Raw genomic sequence first — 15,061 nt, forward strand, 5'->3', positions numbered from 1 at the left:
TTCAGACTTTCTTGCGCAGCTTCTCGCCGAACAGGCCGTTCGGTTTGATCATCAGCATCAGCAGCACCACGATGTACGGCGCCGTGTCCTTGAAGCCGTCGGGCAGGTAGAAGCCCGCGAACGACTCGACGATGCCGATCACCAGCCCGCCGACGATCGCGCCCGGCAGGCTGCCGAAGCCGCCGACCACCGCCGCCGGAAAGGCCTTGAGCCCGATGAAGCCCATGTTGGCGTGCACGAAGGTGATCGGCGCGAGCAGCATGCCCGCGATGGCCGCGACCGCTGCCGCCAGCCCCCACACCAGTCCGTTGAGCCGCTTGACCGGAATGCCCATGTAGTAGGCCGCGAGCTGGTTCTGCGACGAGGCCTGCATCGCGATGCCGAGCTTGCTGTAGCGGAACATCGCGAACAGCAGGCCGCAGAGGATCGCGGTGGCGACGATGATCACCAGCTGCTCGAGGTTCACCACCAGCTCGCCGAGCTTCCAGATCCGGTCCTTGTAGGGCACGGCCAGCGCATGGGTCTCGGTGCCGATGCCCGGCACCATGGTGACCAGGCCGCGCGCCACGTAGGCGATGCCGATGGTGAGCATCACGATCGAGAACTGCGGCTGGCCGAGGATCGGGCGGATCACCACCAGCTCAAGCAGCACGCCGAAGGCCGCCATCGCCACGATGGCGAGCACGGCCGCGAGCCAGAACGGCATGCCGAACAGCGACATGCCCGCGAACGCGGCGAAGGCGCCGAGCATCATCAGGTCGCCCTGCGCGAAGCTCACCGTCTCGGTGGCCTTGTAGATCAACACGAAGCCGAGCGCGATCAGGCCGTAGATGCAGCCTTGCGCGATGCCCGACAGCAGGAGCTGGAGGATCTGCACGACGGGAACCTCCTTGGCCTTACTGGCGCAGGTGACGGAACGGAGACGTGAAGGGGCGATAGGCCGCGCCGGCCGCGTCGTGCAGCGCGAGGCGCCGCGAGCCGGCCAGGATGTCGCTGGGCTTCAGGCCGTAGACCTGGCGGATCGAATGGCTGAAATGGGTGGAGTCGGGATAGCCGGCCTCGAGCGCGATGTCGGTCAGGGTGGCGGTCTGGCGCACGTAGCGCAGCAGGCTGCGCGCGCGCTTCCAGGCGCGGAAGGCACGAAAGGCCATGCCGGTCTCCTGCTTGAACAGGTGCAGGAAGCGCGAGAACGAGAGGTGCACCGAGGCCGCGCATTCCTCGGCCGAGGTGGCGGCCGCAGGGTCGGCATTGATCGTGTCGATGACCTTGCGGATGCGCGCATCGAGCGCGCGCGGCGCGAGCGGCGCGCCGAAGAACTGGCGGTCGAAATCCAGGCCGTCGAAGCGCTGGCCGCGCGCCGAGGCGGCGAGCAGTTGGGCATGGCTCTCGCGCACGCGCTGCACGAAGGCCGGCGCCCGCACCGGGCCGCAGTGCTGCAGCCAGTCGGGCATGCCCGCGGGGTCGACCGACTCGGATTCGATCAGCAGGTTGAGGATCAGCGGATGCGCGCTCTCGATCTCGTGCGGCACCTGCGGCGGCACCACCAGCAGCTCGCCGCTCTGCCAGGCACCGCCACCCACGCGCAGGCGATTGGGCGGCGCGCCCGCGGGCGAGACATAGACGCCATGGCCGCCCATGGTGCGCTCGGCGGCACGGCCCAGCAGGCCGGCGTAGAACACGCGCTGCGTGGTGAGCCACATCAGGCGTTCGCCCTGGCCGCGACCCTCGCGGGCACCGCCTTGCGTCGACGGCGCCATCCTCGTTCCCTGCATGGTGTCTGTCTCCTGCATTCGGGGGCCTGGACCAGGGCGCGGGCCCTGGGTCGGCGTCGTTGTGGGGCTGATCGTAGCGGGGCACGCGCGCGGCGCGGGGCCCATTTGCGCGGGGACTTTCCCTAGGCCTGCGGCTTCGCGGCCGCGAACGCGCGACGCAACTCGGTGGCGCAAAGCGCGACCGCGGTGTTGGCCTCGTCGAGCACCTTGCCCATGGTCACGAAGCCATGGATCTGGCGCTCGAAGCAGACGTAGTTCGCGCTGTTGCCGGCCGCGGTCAAGGCTTCCGCGTAGGCCAGGCCTTCGTCGCGCAGCGGGTCGTAGCCGGCCGTGAGCACCAGCGCCGGCGGCAGCCGCGAGAGGTCAGCGTGCAGCAGCGGCGAAGCGCGCCAGTCGAGGTCGTGCTTCGCATCGGTGATGTAGTGGTCGTGGAAGTAGGCCATCGTGTCGCGCGTCAGCAGATAGCCCTGGCCGTTGGCCTGGTGCGACGGATGGCCACGGCGCATGTCGGTGGCCGGATAGATCAGCAGCTGGAACACCAGCGGCAGGTCGGCGCTCTCGCGCGCGGCGATCGCAGCCACCGCCGCGAGATTGCCGCCGGCACTGTCGCCGCCGACCGCCATGCGGCTCGCGTCCACGCCCAGCGCCGCGGCCTCGCGCCGCACCCAGCGCGTGGCGGCCAGCACGTCGTCGACCGCGGCCGGGAAGCGGTGCTCGGGGCCCATGCGGTAGTCGACCGCGACCACCGCGCAGCCGGCGCCGTTGGCCAGCTCGCGGCACAGCACGTCGTGCGTGTCGAGGTCGCCGATGACCCAGCCGCCGCCGTGGTAGTACACCAGCACCGGCAGCGGGCCGGCGCCCGAGGCCAGCGGCCGGTAGACGCGCACGGGAACAGGGCCGTGCGGGCCGTCGGCCGCGAGGTCGCGCACCTCGGCCACTTCGGCCGGCAGCGGCTGGGTGGCGGCGCGGCGCTCGCGGTAGAAGGCGCGCGCGTCGGCGGGCGACAACGTGTGGGTCGGCGGATGCCGCGCGCCTCGATGAAGTCGAGCAGCGCGCGGGCCTGGGGATGCAGCATGGTGTCTCCGGTGGATCGATCGATCGACCCAGTGTGGAGCGCGGCGCGCGCGGACGGAATCCGCATGCACCCGCATCCCTCCCGGGCCGGCGTCTTTCGTCAGCACCGGCACCTTGCCTGCGCCTGCGCGGCGCGGCTTGCGAAAACTGGCTACGGCTGTCGGCCGAAGCGATCAGGCCTGGCGCGGCTTCACGCGCGAGGCGGCTTCCTTGGCGTTGGCGCGCGCGGTCTCCACGTCGGCCGCATGCGCCAGCGCCACGCCCATGCGGCGCTTGACGAAGCTCTCGGGCTTGCCGAACAGGCGCAGGTCCACGCCCGGCACCTGCAGCGCCTCGGCCACGCCGTCGAAGGCGATGCCCTGGGCATCGACGCCGCCGTAGATCACCGCGCTGGCGCCCGGGCTCTTGAGCGTGGTGTCCACCGGCAGGCCGAGGATCGCGCGCGCATGCAGCTCGAACTCGTTCTGCCATTGCGTGGCCATGGTGACCATGCCGGTGTCGTGCGGGCGCGGGCTGACCTCGCTGAACCAGACCTGGTCGCCCTTGACGAACAGCTCGACGCCGAACAGGCCCTGGCCGCCGAGGTCGGCCGTGACCGCTTCGGCGATCTGCTGCGCCTTCTGCAGCGCGGCCGGTGCCATCGGGTGCGGCTGCCAGCTCTCGACGTAGTCGCCGCTGACCTGCACATGGCCGATGGGCTCGCAGAATCGGGTGCTCACGGCGCCGCCGGCCTCCTTGGCGCGCACGGTCAGGAGCGTGATCTCGTAGTCGAAGTCGATGAAGCCCTCGACGATCACGCGGCCATGGCTCACGCGGCCGCCGGCCATGGCGTAGTCCCAGGCCTTCTGTACGTCGGCCGGGCCGTCGATCTTGCTCTGGCCCTTGCCCGAGCTGCTCATCACGGGCTTGACGATGCAGGGGTAGCCGATGCCGCCGTCGATCGCGGCCTGCAGCTCGGCGAGCGAGTCGCAGAACTTGTAGGGGCTGGTGGGCACGCCCAGGGTCTCGGCGGCCAGGCGGCGGATGCCTTCGCGGTCCATCGTGAGGCGGGCGGCGCGCGCCGTGGGGATCACGCGCACCGTGCCCGCGTCCTCGAGCTGCTGCAGCATCGGCGTGGCGATGGCCTCGATCTCGGGCACCACCAGCTGCGGCTTCTCGGCCTCGATCAACGCCTGCAGCTGCGCGGGGTCGCTCATCACGATGGTGCGCGCATGGTGGGCCACCTGCTGGCCGGGCGCGTTCTCGTAGCGGTCGACGGCGATGGTCTCGACGCCCAGGCGCTGCAGGGCGATCAGCACCTCCTTGCCGAGTTCGCCGGAGCCGAGGAGCATCACGCGGGTTGCCGAGGGGGAGAGGGGGGTGCCGAGGGTGGTCATGGCGGCTTCTGTCGGTTCGGGAGAAAGGAAAAAAGAGGGAAAAGCGCGAGCGCGCACTGTAAGCCACCCGTGTCGCCCACGGCAACGACGCTGGCACGGGGCTGATCCACAATGGACGACACGGCGGCTGGCCCGCCCTCTTTTCTTCCCCTTTCGTTTTCTCAAGGAGCATTTCTCATGGCGATTCAGACCGTCGGCATCATCGGCGCCGGCACGATGGGCAACGGCATTGCGCAGGCCTGTGCGGTGGCGGGCGTCAAGGTGGTGATGATCGACGTCGCGCAGGCGGCGGTCGACAAGGGCCTGGCCACCGTCTCGGGCAGCCTCGACCGGCTGATCAAGAAGGAGAAGCTCACGGCCGAGCAGAAGGCCGCCGCGCTGGCGCTGATCCAGGGCTCGACCAATTACGACGACCTCAAGGGCGCGCAGCTCGTGATCGAGGCCGCGACCGAGAACCACGCGCTCAAGCTCAAGATCCTCAAGCAGGTCGACGAGCTCGTGGGCCCCGAGGTCATCATCGCCTCGAACACCTCCTCGATCTCGATCACGCAGCTGGCCGCCGCCACCTCGCGCGCCGACCGCTTCATCGGCATGCACTTCTTCAACCCGGTGCCGATGATGGCGCTGGTCGAGCTGATCCGCGGCTACCTCACGAGCGACGCCACCCACGACACGGTGAAGGAACTGGCCGAGCGCCTGGGCAAGTCGCCGATCACGGTGAAGAACGCGCCGGGCTTCGTGGTCAACCGCATCCTGGTGCCGATGATCAACGAGGCCTTCTTCGTGCTGTCCGAGGGCATCGCGACGGCCGAGGACATCGACGCCGGCATGAAGCTCGGCTGCAACCAGCCGATCGGCCCGCTGGCGCTGGCCGACATGATCGGCCTGGACGTCTGCCTCGCGGTGATGGAGGTCTACCTCGACCAGTTCGGCGACTCCAAGTACCGCCCCTGCCCGCTGCTGAAGGAAATGGTCGCCGCCGGCCAGCTCGGTCGCAAGACCGGCCGCGGCGTCTACACCTACTGACGCGCCGAAGAACGAGGAGACAGGCCACGCCATGACCGCCACGCCCACCACCCCGCCCACCGAAGGCTGCATCGACACCCAGGTGCTCGACCACGTGCTGCTGATCGGCATCAACCGGCCCGCCAAGCGCAACGGCTGGACGCCGCCGATGTTCCGCCAGCTCGCCGAGGCCTACACGCGCCTGGACGACGACCCGAACCTGCGCGTGGGCGTGCTGCATGCCTTCGGCGACCACTTCACGGCCGGCCTCGACCTGCCCGCGGTGGCCGACTACATGAAGCGCGGCGAGAAGGCGATCCCGCAGGGCCTGGTGGAGCCGCACGACTTCGGCCTCGAGGGCTACCGCCGGCGCACCAAGCCGATGGTGGTGGCGGTCAAGGGCATCTGCTTCACGGTCGGCATCGAGCTGATGCTCGGCGCCGACATCGTGGTGGCGGCCGACAACTGCCGCTTCTCGCAGATGGAGGTGCAGCGCGGCATCATGGCCACGGGCGGCGCCACCTTGCGCATGGCCGAGCGCGCGGGCCTCGGCAACGCGATGCTGCACCTGCTGACGGCCGACGAGTTCGGCAGCGCCGAGGCCTATCGCCTGAACTTCGTGCAGAAGGTCGTGCCCGCGGGCCAGGAGCTCGACGAGGCGCTCGCGATCGCGCAGCGCATCGCCGCGCAGGCGCCGCTGGCGGTGGTGGCCACGCGCCTCAACGTGCTCAAGGCGATCGAGCAGGGCCCGCTGGCCGCGGTCGGCGAGTTCATCGAGACGCAGAAGCGGCTGTCGAACAGCGAGGACGCGGCCGAGGGCGTGCGCTCCTTCATCGAGCGCCGGCCCGCGCGCTTCAGCGGGCGCTGACGCGCCCTCGTCCCCCTCTTCCTCCATCCCACCATGACCCTGCGCCTGCGCGCGGCCCTGGCCGCATTGACCCTCTTCGCCGTGAACACCTCCCTCCACGCCCAGGCACCGGCCGCGCCCGCGGCCCTGCCCGATCCCGCGGCCACCTCCGTCGACGCGCTCGGCTGGATGCGCGGCTTCCCGCCGCCGCCGGACAAGCTGATCACCTTCGAGAACCCCGCCGGCAACGTCTTCCCGCGCAACCGCTGGACCTTCTCGCACGTGCGCGAGGTCGTGCCCACCGCCAACGTGTGGCGCGGCAGCGCAGCCGCGAGCCCGCTGCCAGCCGCCACGGGCGTGACGCCCGAGCAGATCGAGGGCATCCGCTTCAAGTCGCTGTCGGGCGAGGACAGCACCGTCGCCCAGATGATCGCCAACACCTACACCGACGGCATCCTGGTGCTGCATCGCGGCCAGGTGGTGTACGAGAAGTACTTCGGCGCGCTCACGCCCGAGCGGCCGCATCTCGCGATGTCGGTCACCAAGTCCTTCGTCGGCACGCTCGCGGCCATCCTCGCCGACGAGGGCAGGCTCGACCCCGCGGCGCCAGTCACCAAATACGTGCCCGAGCTCAAGGACAGCGCCTACGGCGACGCCACCGTGCGCCAGGTGATGGACATGACCATCGGCGTGCGCTACTCCGAGAACTACGCCGATCCCAAGGCCGAGATCTGGGACTACTCGCGCGCCGGCGGCTTCATCCCGCGCGCGCCCGGCTACAGCGGCCCGAAGACCTTCTACGAGTTCCTCGCGCTGCAGCAGAAGGAAGGCGCGCACGACGAGGCCTTCGGCTACAAGACCATCAATGCGGAGGTGCTGGCCTGGATCCTGCGCCGCGCCAGCAACCAGTCGCTGGCCGAGCTGCTGAGCGAGAAGATCTGGCGCCGCATCGGCGCCGAGCAGGACGCCTACTTCATGGTCGACAGCATCGGCACCGAGTCGGGCGGCGGCGGCCTCAACACCGCGCTGCGCGATCTCGCGCGCTTCGGCGAAACCATGCGCAACGGCGGCCGCGCGCCCAACGGGCAGCAGGTGTTCCCGAAGGCGGTGGTCGACGACATCCGCCGCGGCGGCGACACCGCGAAGTTCGCGAAGGCCGGCTACGGCCTGCTGCCGGGCTGGTCGTACCGCAACATGTGGTGGGTGTCGAACAACGCGCACGGCGCCTACATGGCGCGCGGCATCCACGGCCAGAGCATCTACGTGGACCCGGCGGCGCAGATGGTGATCGTGCGCTACGCGGCGCATCCGGTGGCGGCGAACGCGGGCAACGATCCGCTGACGCTGCCGGGCTTCGCCGCGGTGGCCGATGCGCTGATGAAGCGCCCCTGAGTTTTCCTACCCTCTCCCGCCGGGAGAGGGCATCCGAAAACCCTGCCGCACGAAATACTTTGCACACAATTTAATTGAGTGCCATAATTCGGCCCATGCCCTCCCTCACGCAAGACGAACTCCTGAAGCTGGACAACCAGCTCTGCTTCGCCATGTACTCCGCCTCGCTGGCCATGACCCGCCTGTACAAGCCCCTGCTCGACAAGCTCGGTCTCACCTACCCGCAGTACCTGGTGATGCTCGCACTGTGGGAGAAAAAACGGCCCCATGGTCTCCGAACTCGGCGAGCGCGTCTCGCTCGACTCGGGCACGCTCACCCCGCTGCTCAAGCGCCTCGAGGCCAACGGCTTCGTGGCCCGCGTGCGCGACGTGGCCGACGAGCGCCGCGTGCACATCACGCTCACGGCCGCGGGCCGCCGCCTCAAGGCGCGCGCGGGCCATGTGCCCGAATGCCTGCTCGCGGCCTCCGAATGCTCGGTGCCCGAGCTCGTGGACCTCACCCACCAGATTCAAGCGCTGCGCGACCGCATCCGCAAGGCCGCCTGAGCAAGCAAGCCATTTCAATCACTACAACAGGTTTCTCCCGCCGCGTGCCCTCGCGGACCACGACGGCTTTCTTCAACCACCCTTCCACTTCGACCAAGGAAACACCATGACCACCAAGCTCGACAAAGTGCTCTACACCGCCCAGGCCCACACCACGGGCGGCCGCGACGGCGCCGGCAAATCCAGCGACGGCGCGATCGACGTCCAGCTGAGCTCGCCCGGTTCGGGCAAGCCCGGCACCAACCCCGAACAGCTGTTCGCGGTCGGCTACGCCGCCTGCTTCATCGGCGCGATGAAGGCCGTGGGCCCGAAGATCGGCGTCAAGGTGCCGGACGACGTGGCGATCGACTCCAGCGTCTCCCTCGGCCCGACGAATGGCGGCGCCGCCTACGGCATCGCGGTCAAGCTCGCGATCACGCTGCCCGGCCTCGACGCCGAACAGAAGCAGAAGCTGGTCGACACGGCCCACCAGGTCTGCCCGTACTCGAACGCCACGCGCGGCAACATCGACGTCGAACTGACGATCGCCTGAGCCCCCTCGCGCTCCACGCCGAGGCCCCGCTCGCGGGGCTTTTTCGCGTGCGCGCGCTTGTCCCGCGTGCGACGCGCGCGGCGCCGGCGCGATGGCGCCTTTCACGAAGCTTGGCTAATGTCACGTGGACGCACCCCTTGCCACCCCAGCGGCCGGAACGCCGCGCAGCCACGGAGCTTCGACACGCCATGAGCACCACCCTCAGCCTGCAGATCCGCAAGAGCCAACTGAGCGACACCCGCCTCGACGACCGCACCGACACGCCACTGGCCGACGGCCAGGTGCGCGTGCGCATCGACAGCTTCGCGCTGACCTCGAACAACATCACCTACGCCGCCTTCGGCGAGGCCATGAGCTACTGGCGCTTCTTCCCCACCGGCGACGAGGCCTGGGGCAACATCCCCGTGTGGGGCTTCGCGAGCGTGGTGCAGTCGCTGCATCCGGGCGTGGCGGTGGGCGAGCGCCTCTACGGCTATTGGCCCATGGCCACCAGCGCGGTGCTGAGCCCCACGCGGCTGTCGCCCGAGCGCTTCGCCGACGGCGCCGCGCACCGCGCCGAGCTGCCGGCGGTCTACAACCAGTACTTCCGCTGCAATGCCGATCCGCTCTACACCGCCGACAGCGAGGACACGCAGGCGCTGCTGCGCCCGCTGTTCATCACCTCCTGGCTGATCGACGACTTCATGGCCGACAACGACTTCTTCGGCGCGCGCACCATGCTGCTGTCGAGCGCCTCGAGCAAGACGGCCTACGGCACCGCGTTCCAGCTGCACCAGCGCGAAGGCATCGAGGTGGTCGGCCTGACCTCGGCCGGCAACGTCGGCTACTGCGAGAGCCTGGGCTGCTACCACCGCGTGCTGCGCTACGACGCGCTCGACGAATTGCCGGCCGACACGCCCTGCGTCTACATCGACTTCGCGGGCAACGGCGCGCTGCGCGAGGCGATCCATGCGCGCTTCACCGGCCTGCGCTACAGCTGCGCGATCGGCGGCACGCACGTCGACGAACTGGCCGCCAAGGGCGCCACCCGCGAACTCGCGGGCCCGCGCGCCACGCTGTTCTTCGCGCCCGCGCAGATCAAGAAGCGCACCGCCGAATGGAGCGCCGAGGAATTCAGCCGCCGCATGGTGGCGGCCTGGCAGGCCTTCACCGCGCGCGCAACCGATGCCGCCAGCCCCTGGCTGCGCGCCGAGCACCACCGCGGCGGCGCGGCCGCGCAGGCGGCCTATGCCCAGGTGCTCGCCGGCAAGGGCGATCCGCGCACCGGCCACATCCTGTCGCTGCACGCGCACCCCGGCGGCCTCTGAAAAGCGCGCGGGGTGCGGGCGACGACAATCGCCGCATGATTCCCGATTCCCCCGCGGCGCCCGCCGGCCACCCTGCCCATCCCTACGAGAGCCTCACGCCCGACGTGGTGCTCGACGCGCTCGCGGCCCTCGGCCTGCACGGCGACGGCCGGCTCACCGGGCTCAACTCCTACGAGAACCGGGTCTACCAGGTGCACCTCGAGGACCCGCAGCCGCACCCGGCCGTGGTGGTCAAGTTCTACCGGCCCGGCCGCTGGAGCGAGGCCGAGATCCTCGAGGAGCATGCCTTCTCGCTCGAACTCGCCGCGGCCGAGGTGCCGGCCGTGCCGCCGCTGGCCTTCGGCGGCGCCACCTTGCACCGCCATGCCGGCTTCGCCTTCAGCGTGAGCCCCTACCGCGGCGGCCGCGCGCCCGAGCTCGACGACTTCGAGGTGCTCGAATGGGTCGGACGCTTTCTCGCGCGCATCCACACCGTGGGCGCCGCGCGCCCGTTCGAGGCGCGGCCCGCGCTCGACCTGCAGAACTTCGGCACCGCCTCGCGCGACTGGCTGCTGGCGAACGACAAGCTGCCGCTCGACGTGCAGCGCGACTGGGAGAAGGCTTGCAACGAGGCGCTGGCGATGATCGCCGCGACCCCGCTTTCGGGCTCGGCGGCCACCGGCGACGGCCCGCGCAAGCTGCGCCTGCATGGCGACGTGCACCCCGGCAACATCCTCTGGACCCCGACCGACCGACCCCACGGCGGCCCGCACTTCGTCGACCTCGACGACGCGCGCACCGGCTTCGCCGTGCAGGACCTGTGGATGCTGCTGTCGGGCGAGCGCGCCCAGCGCACCGCGCAGCTCTCGGGCCTGCTCGACGGCTACGAGCAGTTCCGCGAATTCGACCGCCGCGAGCTCGCGCTGATCGAGCCGCTGCGCACGCTGCGCCTGATCCACTACAGCGCCTGGCTCGCGCGGCGCTGGGAAGACCCGATCTTTCCGATCAACTTCCCCTGGTTCGGCAGCAGCGACTACTGGAAGGGCCAGGTCCAGATGCTGCAGGACCAGTGCGAGGCGATGGCCGAGGACCCGATCTACGCCTGAACCGTCGGCGCCGACAGCCGGCGGATCTCCTCGCGCACGATCTCGCGGTGATGGTGCGAGGGCGACAGGCCGATGAACTGCGTGTACTTCTCGAGCGCGGCCACGACGTTGCCCGCGTCCTCGAGGTCCAGCGCCTCCACCATCAACTGCGTGAACAGCCGATTGGCATCGGCCTCGCGGCGCGAGGCCGCGAGCGTGCGCGGCTGCAGGTCGGGCTGCGCGGCATAGATCCGGCGCTGCACCTCGATCAGCTCGACCATCGCGCGGCCGATGCGGTGCACCTGCTCGGTCGCCGGCTCGAGGCCGCAGGCGCGCACGTCGGCCGCGGCCTGGTCGAGCAGGTGCGAGGCCACGCGCAGCAACCGGTTCAGCGACTTCAGGCTCATCGCGACACCGCCCCGGCCGTGCCCGCGGGGCCGGCCCTCCACTCTCGCGCCGCCATCAGGACGCGAGCTCCGCGCCGTCGAGCTGCCGCTTGAGCGTGAGCTGCGTCTCGCGCTCGGCGATCGCGAGCCGCTTGGCCGCCTGCTCGCCATGGGTCTTCACCGAGAAGGCCTTGCTGACCGTGCCACGCCCGGCGATGAAGGTGATCGCCATCCAGTAGCCCGGATGGTCGGGCCGCGGCGACTTGAACTGCACGCCGCTGATGCCGCTCGAGTTGTTGCGCCGCACGATCTCCGCGCGCGAGAGCCGCGGCGTGCGCGCGCGCGGCGCGGCGGCGGTCTCGCGGCGGATCGCCTCCTCGGCCGGATGCACGTGCGCCAGGCCGGTCATCTGCGCGAGCTGGCGCGCGCGCTCGGCCAGCGCCGCCGCATGGGCCGCGCGATCGGTGCCGTCGACCGAGAAATAGGTCTGCAGGATCCGGTCTTCGGCGATGTAGGTCTTGGCGAGCCAGGCGCGCACGCGGCCGTCGGGCGCGACGCGGCTGAAGACGCCGGGCGCACCGGTGCTGTTGTTGGCGCGCGGCTGCTCGGCGCGCGCGCGGCGTGCGATCGGCGGATGCTGCCGCACGATGGCGTCGCGCCAGTCCTGCGCGTGCAGCAACGCCTGCTCGGCGCCGCCGTAGCTGGCGCGGCCGAACTGGCGGTAGTGGCGGGTTCCGTTGCGCATGACGGAGACCTCGTAGCCCCAGGGCCGGGTGAAGATGCCGTACATGGCGGCGGAATTGGGGATACCTTTTGGCATGCTGGCGTCGACTCGGCCGTGTCGTTGATCTGAACCCCCTGGCGACACCCCTTCTTTCTGGCGTGTTCTTGAAGGCCAGGGCCATGGCGAGGTTGGCGGGAATACTAAAGCCTTCGCAAGGCCTTGGGCATCACCGGTATCGGTAGCCCGGCGCGGTGCGGGGTCGATGCAACGCATGGTCATGGCCGTGCCATGAAGACGGTGCAGGCGCGTTTCTCGTTCAGCGTTCAGCGCTTCGCGCTCTCGCGCAGGCTCTTCGCGAGCCCGTCGAGCAGCCGCTGCACCAGCATGTTCGGCGGCCCCGCGCGCCACACGCCATAGGCCTCCGAGGGCGTGACCTCGCGGTCGAGCGGGCGGAACACCGCGCCGCTGAGCGCCGAGTGCCGCATCGCCTGCGGCACCAGCGCCACGCCCATGCCCTGCGACACCAGCGAGACCACCGCGAGCCAGTGCCGCACCTCGTGCCGCACCTCGGGATGGAAGCCCGCGTCGGCGCAGATCGAGAGGATGCGCTCGTGGTAGTCGGGCGAGGCCTCGCGCGAGAACAGCACGAAGGGCTCGCCGCGCAGCTCGGCCGGCGCGAGCGCGCGCCGCCGCGCCAGCGCATGGCCCGCGGGCAGGCAGCAGACGAAGGGCTCGGTCAGCAGCAGCCGGTGCTGCAGCTCGGGCGGCATGCGCGCGGTGTGGACGAAGCCGAGGTCGAGCCGGTCGTGCATCAGCTCGGCGATCTGCACGCCCGAGTTGAGCTCGGCCAGCGTGATGCGCACCGCCGGATGCTTGGCCTGGAACGCGCGCAGCGCCTGCGGCAGGCCGCGGTAGAGCATCGCGCCGACGAAGCCGATGCGCAGCCGGCCGGCCGAGCCCTGCGCGATGTCGCGCGCCTCGAGCGCGGCCTCGTCGGCCTGCTGCAGCAGCCGGCGCGCCGACACGCGCAGCGCGTCGCCCGCGGGCGTGAGCCGCACCTCCTTGCTGTTGCGCTCGAACAGGCGTGCGCCCACCGTGTCCTCGAGCTGGCGGATCGCCACCGACAGCGGCGGCTGCGAGATCGAGAGCCGGCGCGCCGCGCGCCCGAAGTGCAGCTCTTCGGCGAGCACGGAGAAATAGCGCAGGTGACGCAGTTCCATGAATAGGCAAATCGAATCGAGCAAGACCCAAACGATATTAGACACGGATCGTCACGGCTTGAACAATGGCGCGAATCCAGGAGACAAGCCATGCCAGAGACGCCTGCCGCGCCCGCCGTTCACCCCATTCCCGACCGCCACGGCCAGAACCTCTACAGCGTCGACACCGAGCTGCAGTCGCTGCTCGCGCTCTACCTGCCCGAGGACCTGCTGCGCCACCTGCGGCCGCAGCTCGAGCGCCTCGGCGGCCTCGCGGGCGGCACGCTCGACGAGCTGGCCGGCACCGCCGACCGCAACCCGCCCACCTTGAAGCAGCGCACGCGCACCGGGCTCGACGAGCAGCAGGTGATCAAGCATCCGGCCTACGTCGAGATGGAGCGCCTCGCGCTCAGCGAATTCGGCCTGGCCGCGATCTCGCACCGCGACGAGACGCTGGGCTGGAAGGGCCGCATGCCGCCGCTCGTGAAATACGCACTGACCTACCTGTTCGTGCAGGCCGAGTTCGGCCTGTGCTGCCCGGTCTCGATGACCGATTCGCTCACGCGCACGCTCAAGAAGTTCGGCGCGCCCGCGCTGGTGCAGAAGTACCTGCCGCGCCTGACCTCGCTCGACTTCGACGAACTCGCGCAGGGCGCGATGTTCATGACCGAGCAGGCCGCGGGCTCCGACATCGCCGCCACCGCCACGCTGGCGCGGCGCGAGGCCGACGGCAGCTGGCGCCTCAGCGGCGACAAGTGGTTCTGCTCGAACCCCGACGCCGACTTCGCGATGGTGCTCGCGCGCGCCGAGGACGGCGTGGCCGGCATGAAGGGCGTGTCGCTGTTCCTGCTGCCGCGCCGGCTCGACGACGGCAGCCTCAACCGCTACCGGATCATCCGGCTCAAGGACAAGCTCGGCACGCGCTCGATGGCCAGCGGCGAGATCCGGCTCGAGGGCGCGCACGCCTTCCTGGTCGGCGAGGAAGGCCGCGGCTTCGTGCAGATGGCCGACATGGTCAACAACTCGCGGCTGTCGAACGGCGTGCGCGCCGCCGGCCTGATGCGCCGCGCGGTGGCCGAAGCCGAGTACATCGCCGCCGAGCGCCAGGCCTTCGGCCGCACGCTCGACCGGATGCCGCTGATGCAGCGCCAGCTCGACAAGCTGCGCGTGCCCGCCGAGCAGGCGCGCACCATGGTCTGCCAGACCGCGCTGGCGCTGGCGCGTTCCGACGCCGGCGAAGCCGATGCCTACGCGCTGCTGCGCATCCTCACGCCGCTCATCAAGTTCCGCGCCTGCCGCGATGCGCGCAAGGTCACGGGCGATGCGATGGAGGTGCGCGGCGGCTGCGGCTACATCGAGGAATGGAGCGATCCGCGGCTGGTGCGCGATGCCCACCTGGGCTCGATCTGGGAGGGCACCAGCAACATCGTCGCGCTCGACGTGATCCGCGCCGTCAAGCGCGAGGGCTCGCTGCCGGTGCTGCGCGCCCATTGCGAACGGCTGATCGCCGAAGCCGACCTGGCCCCGGCCTTCGCCCAGGCGTTGCGCGATGCGCTGGCGCGCGCCGCCGCGCTGGCCGAGACGGCCGCGCGCGAGGGCGGCGACGTGCTCGCGCGCCAGGCCGCCTCGGCGCTCTACCACTGCACCAGCGCGAGCGCGATGGCGTGGGAGGCCACGCGCACCGGCTCGGCCGCGCGGCTGCGCTGGTCGCAGCTCGCGCTGCTGCACCGCGTGCTGCCGCGCGATCCGCTCGCGCCCGATGCGCTGCCCGCGGACTGGACCGCGGCCTGAGCCCTGCCCCCGAACACTCGAACACTCGAACAAAGAACGGAGACCT

The 15,061-nt window shown here is 70.5% G+C and carries 13 protein-coding genes and 2 pseudogenes; 8 read left to right on the forward strand and 7 right to left on the reverse strand.

What is annotated here, in order from left to right:
• Position 1: 1 nt before the first annotated feature.
• From ACHMXE_RS41145 to purT, 4 genes and pseudogenes are all read right to left on the reverse strand, one after another.
• On the reverse strand, positions 2-877 hold the full coding sequence (locus tag ACHMXE_RS41145) for a branched-chain amino acid ABC transporter permease (protein ID WP_203203897.1): 876 nt from the start codon (positions 875-877) through the stop codon (positions 2-4).
• A 19-nt stretch (positions 878-896) separates the two neighbouring features.
• Positions 897-1,772: a helix-turn-helix domain-containing protein gene (locus ACHMXE_RS41150; RefSeq protein WP_395349259.1), complete on the reverse strand. Its 876-nt coding sequence runs from the start codon at positions 1,770-1,772 to the stop codon at positions 897-899.
• Positions 1,773-1,894: 122 nt separating this feature from the next.
• A pseudogene (locus ACHMXE_RS41155) lies at positions 1,895-2,847 on the reverse strand (alpha/beta hydrolase).
• 172 nt (positions 2,848-3,019) lie between these two features.
• Positions 3,020-4,222 carry a formate-dependent phosphoribosylglycinamide formyltransferase gene (gene purT, locus ACHMXE_RS41160; protein WP_395349260.1) on the reverse strand — a complete coding sequence of 401 codons (1,203 nt, stop codon included), beginning with the start codon at positions 4,220-4,222 and terminating at the stop codon, positions 3,020-3,022.
• Positions 4,223-4,399: 177 nt separating this feature from the next.
• Here purT and ACHMXE_RS41165 point away from each other — a divergent pair, with 177 nt between their 5' ends.
• The 7 genes and pseudogenes from ACHMXE_RS41165 (at position 4,400) to ACHMXE_RS41195 (ending at position 10,936) form a co-directional block, all read left to right on the forward strand.
• A complete protein-coding gene (locus ACHMXE_RS41165) occupies positions 4,400-5,248 on the forward strand; it encodes a 3-hydroxybutyryl-CoA dehydrogenase (protein ID WP_093355279.1) in 849 nt (282 codons plus the stop codon).
• A gap of 31 nt (positions 5,249-5,279) precedes the next feature.
• A complete protein-coding gene (locus tag ACHMXE_RS41170; protein WP_093355276.1) occupies positions 5,280-6,095 on the forward strand; it encodes a crotonase/enoyl-CoA hydratase family protein in 816 nt (271 codons plus the stop codon).
• A gap of 33 nt (positions 6,096-6,128) precedes the next feature.
• Positions 6,129-7,466 carry a serine hydrolase domain-containing protein gene (locus tag ACHMXE_RS41175; protein ID WP_395349261.1) on the forward strand — a complete coding sequence of 446 codons (1,338 nt, stop codon included), beginning with the start codon at positions 6,129-6,131 and terminating at the stop codon, positions 7,464-7,466.
• Between the two features lie 95 nt (positions 7,467-7,561).
• A pseudogene (locus tag ACHMXE_RS41180) lies at positions 7,562-8,012 on the forward strand (MarR family winged helix-turn-helix transcriptional regulator).
• A gap of 106 nt (positions 8,013-8,118) precedes the next feature.
• Positions 8,119-8,544 (forward strand): organic hydroperoxide resistance protein, encoded by a 426-nt coding sequence (locus tag ACHMXE_RS41185; RefSeq protein ID WP_057595126.1) that lies wholly within the window; start codon positions 8,119-8,121, stop codon positions 8,542-8,544.
• A 188-nt stretch (positions 8,545-8,732) separates the two neighbouring features.
• The gene (locus ACHMXE_RS41190) at positions 8,733-9,851 is read left to right on the forward strand and encodes a DUF2855 family protein (protein WP_395349262.1); all 1,119 of its coding nucleotides are present in this window, start codon (positions 8,733-8,735) and stop codon (positions 9,849-9,851) included.
• Positions 9,852-9,886: 35 nt separating this feature from the next.
• Entirely contained in the window at positions 9,887-10,936 is a 1,050-nt protein-coding gene (locus ACHMXE_RS41195) for a serine/threonine protein kinase (protein ID WP_395349263.1), read from the forward strand.
• On the opposite strand, the gene ACHMXE_RS41200 is transcribed toward ACHMXE_RS41195, so the two are convergent.
• The 3 genes from ACHMXE_RS41200 to ACHMXE_RS41210 all read right to left on the reverse strand — a co-directional run bounded on the left by ACHMXE_RS41200 (position 10,927) and on the right by ACHMXE_RS41210 (position 13,245).
• Complete coding sequence (locus tag ACHMXE_RS41200; RefSeq protein ID WP_395349264.1) at positions 10,927-11,322, reverse strand: hypothetical protein; 396 nt, start codon at positions 11,320-11,322, stop codon at positions 10,927-10,929. The genes ACHMXE_RS41195 and ACHMXE_RS41200 overlap by 10 nt on opposite strands.
• Positions 11,323-11,377: 55 nt before the next feature.
• Positions 11,378-12,091, reverse strand: coding sequence for an AP2 domain-containing protein (locus ACHMXE_RS41205; protein ID WP_395349265.1), 714 nt, complete (start codon positions 12,089-12,091; stop codon positions 11,378-11,380).
• Positions 12,092-12,348: 257 nt separating this feature from the next.
• Complete coding sequence (locus tag ACHMXE_RS41210) at positions 12,349-13,245, reverse strand: LysR substrate-binding domain-containing protein (RefSeq protein WP_203203886.1); 897 nt, start codon at positions 13,243-13,245, stop codon at positions 12,349-12,351.
• A gap of 90 nt (positions 13,246-13,335) precedes the next feature.
• Here ACHMXE_RS41210 and ACHMXE_RS41215 point away from each other — a divergent pair, with 90 nt between their 5' ends.
• Entirely contained in the window at positions 13,336-15,015 is a 1,680-nt protein-coding gene (locus ACHMXE_RS41215; RefSeq protein WP_395349266.1) for an acyl-CoA dehydrogenase family protein, read from the forward strand.
• Positions 15,016-15,061: the final 46 nt, after the last annotated feature.

It is taken from the genome of Variovorax sp. UC122_21, assembly GCF_044056785.1.
GTDB lineage: Bacteria > Pseudomonadota > Gammaproteobacteria > Burkholderiales > Burkholderiaceae_C > Variovorax.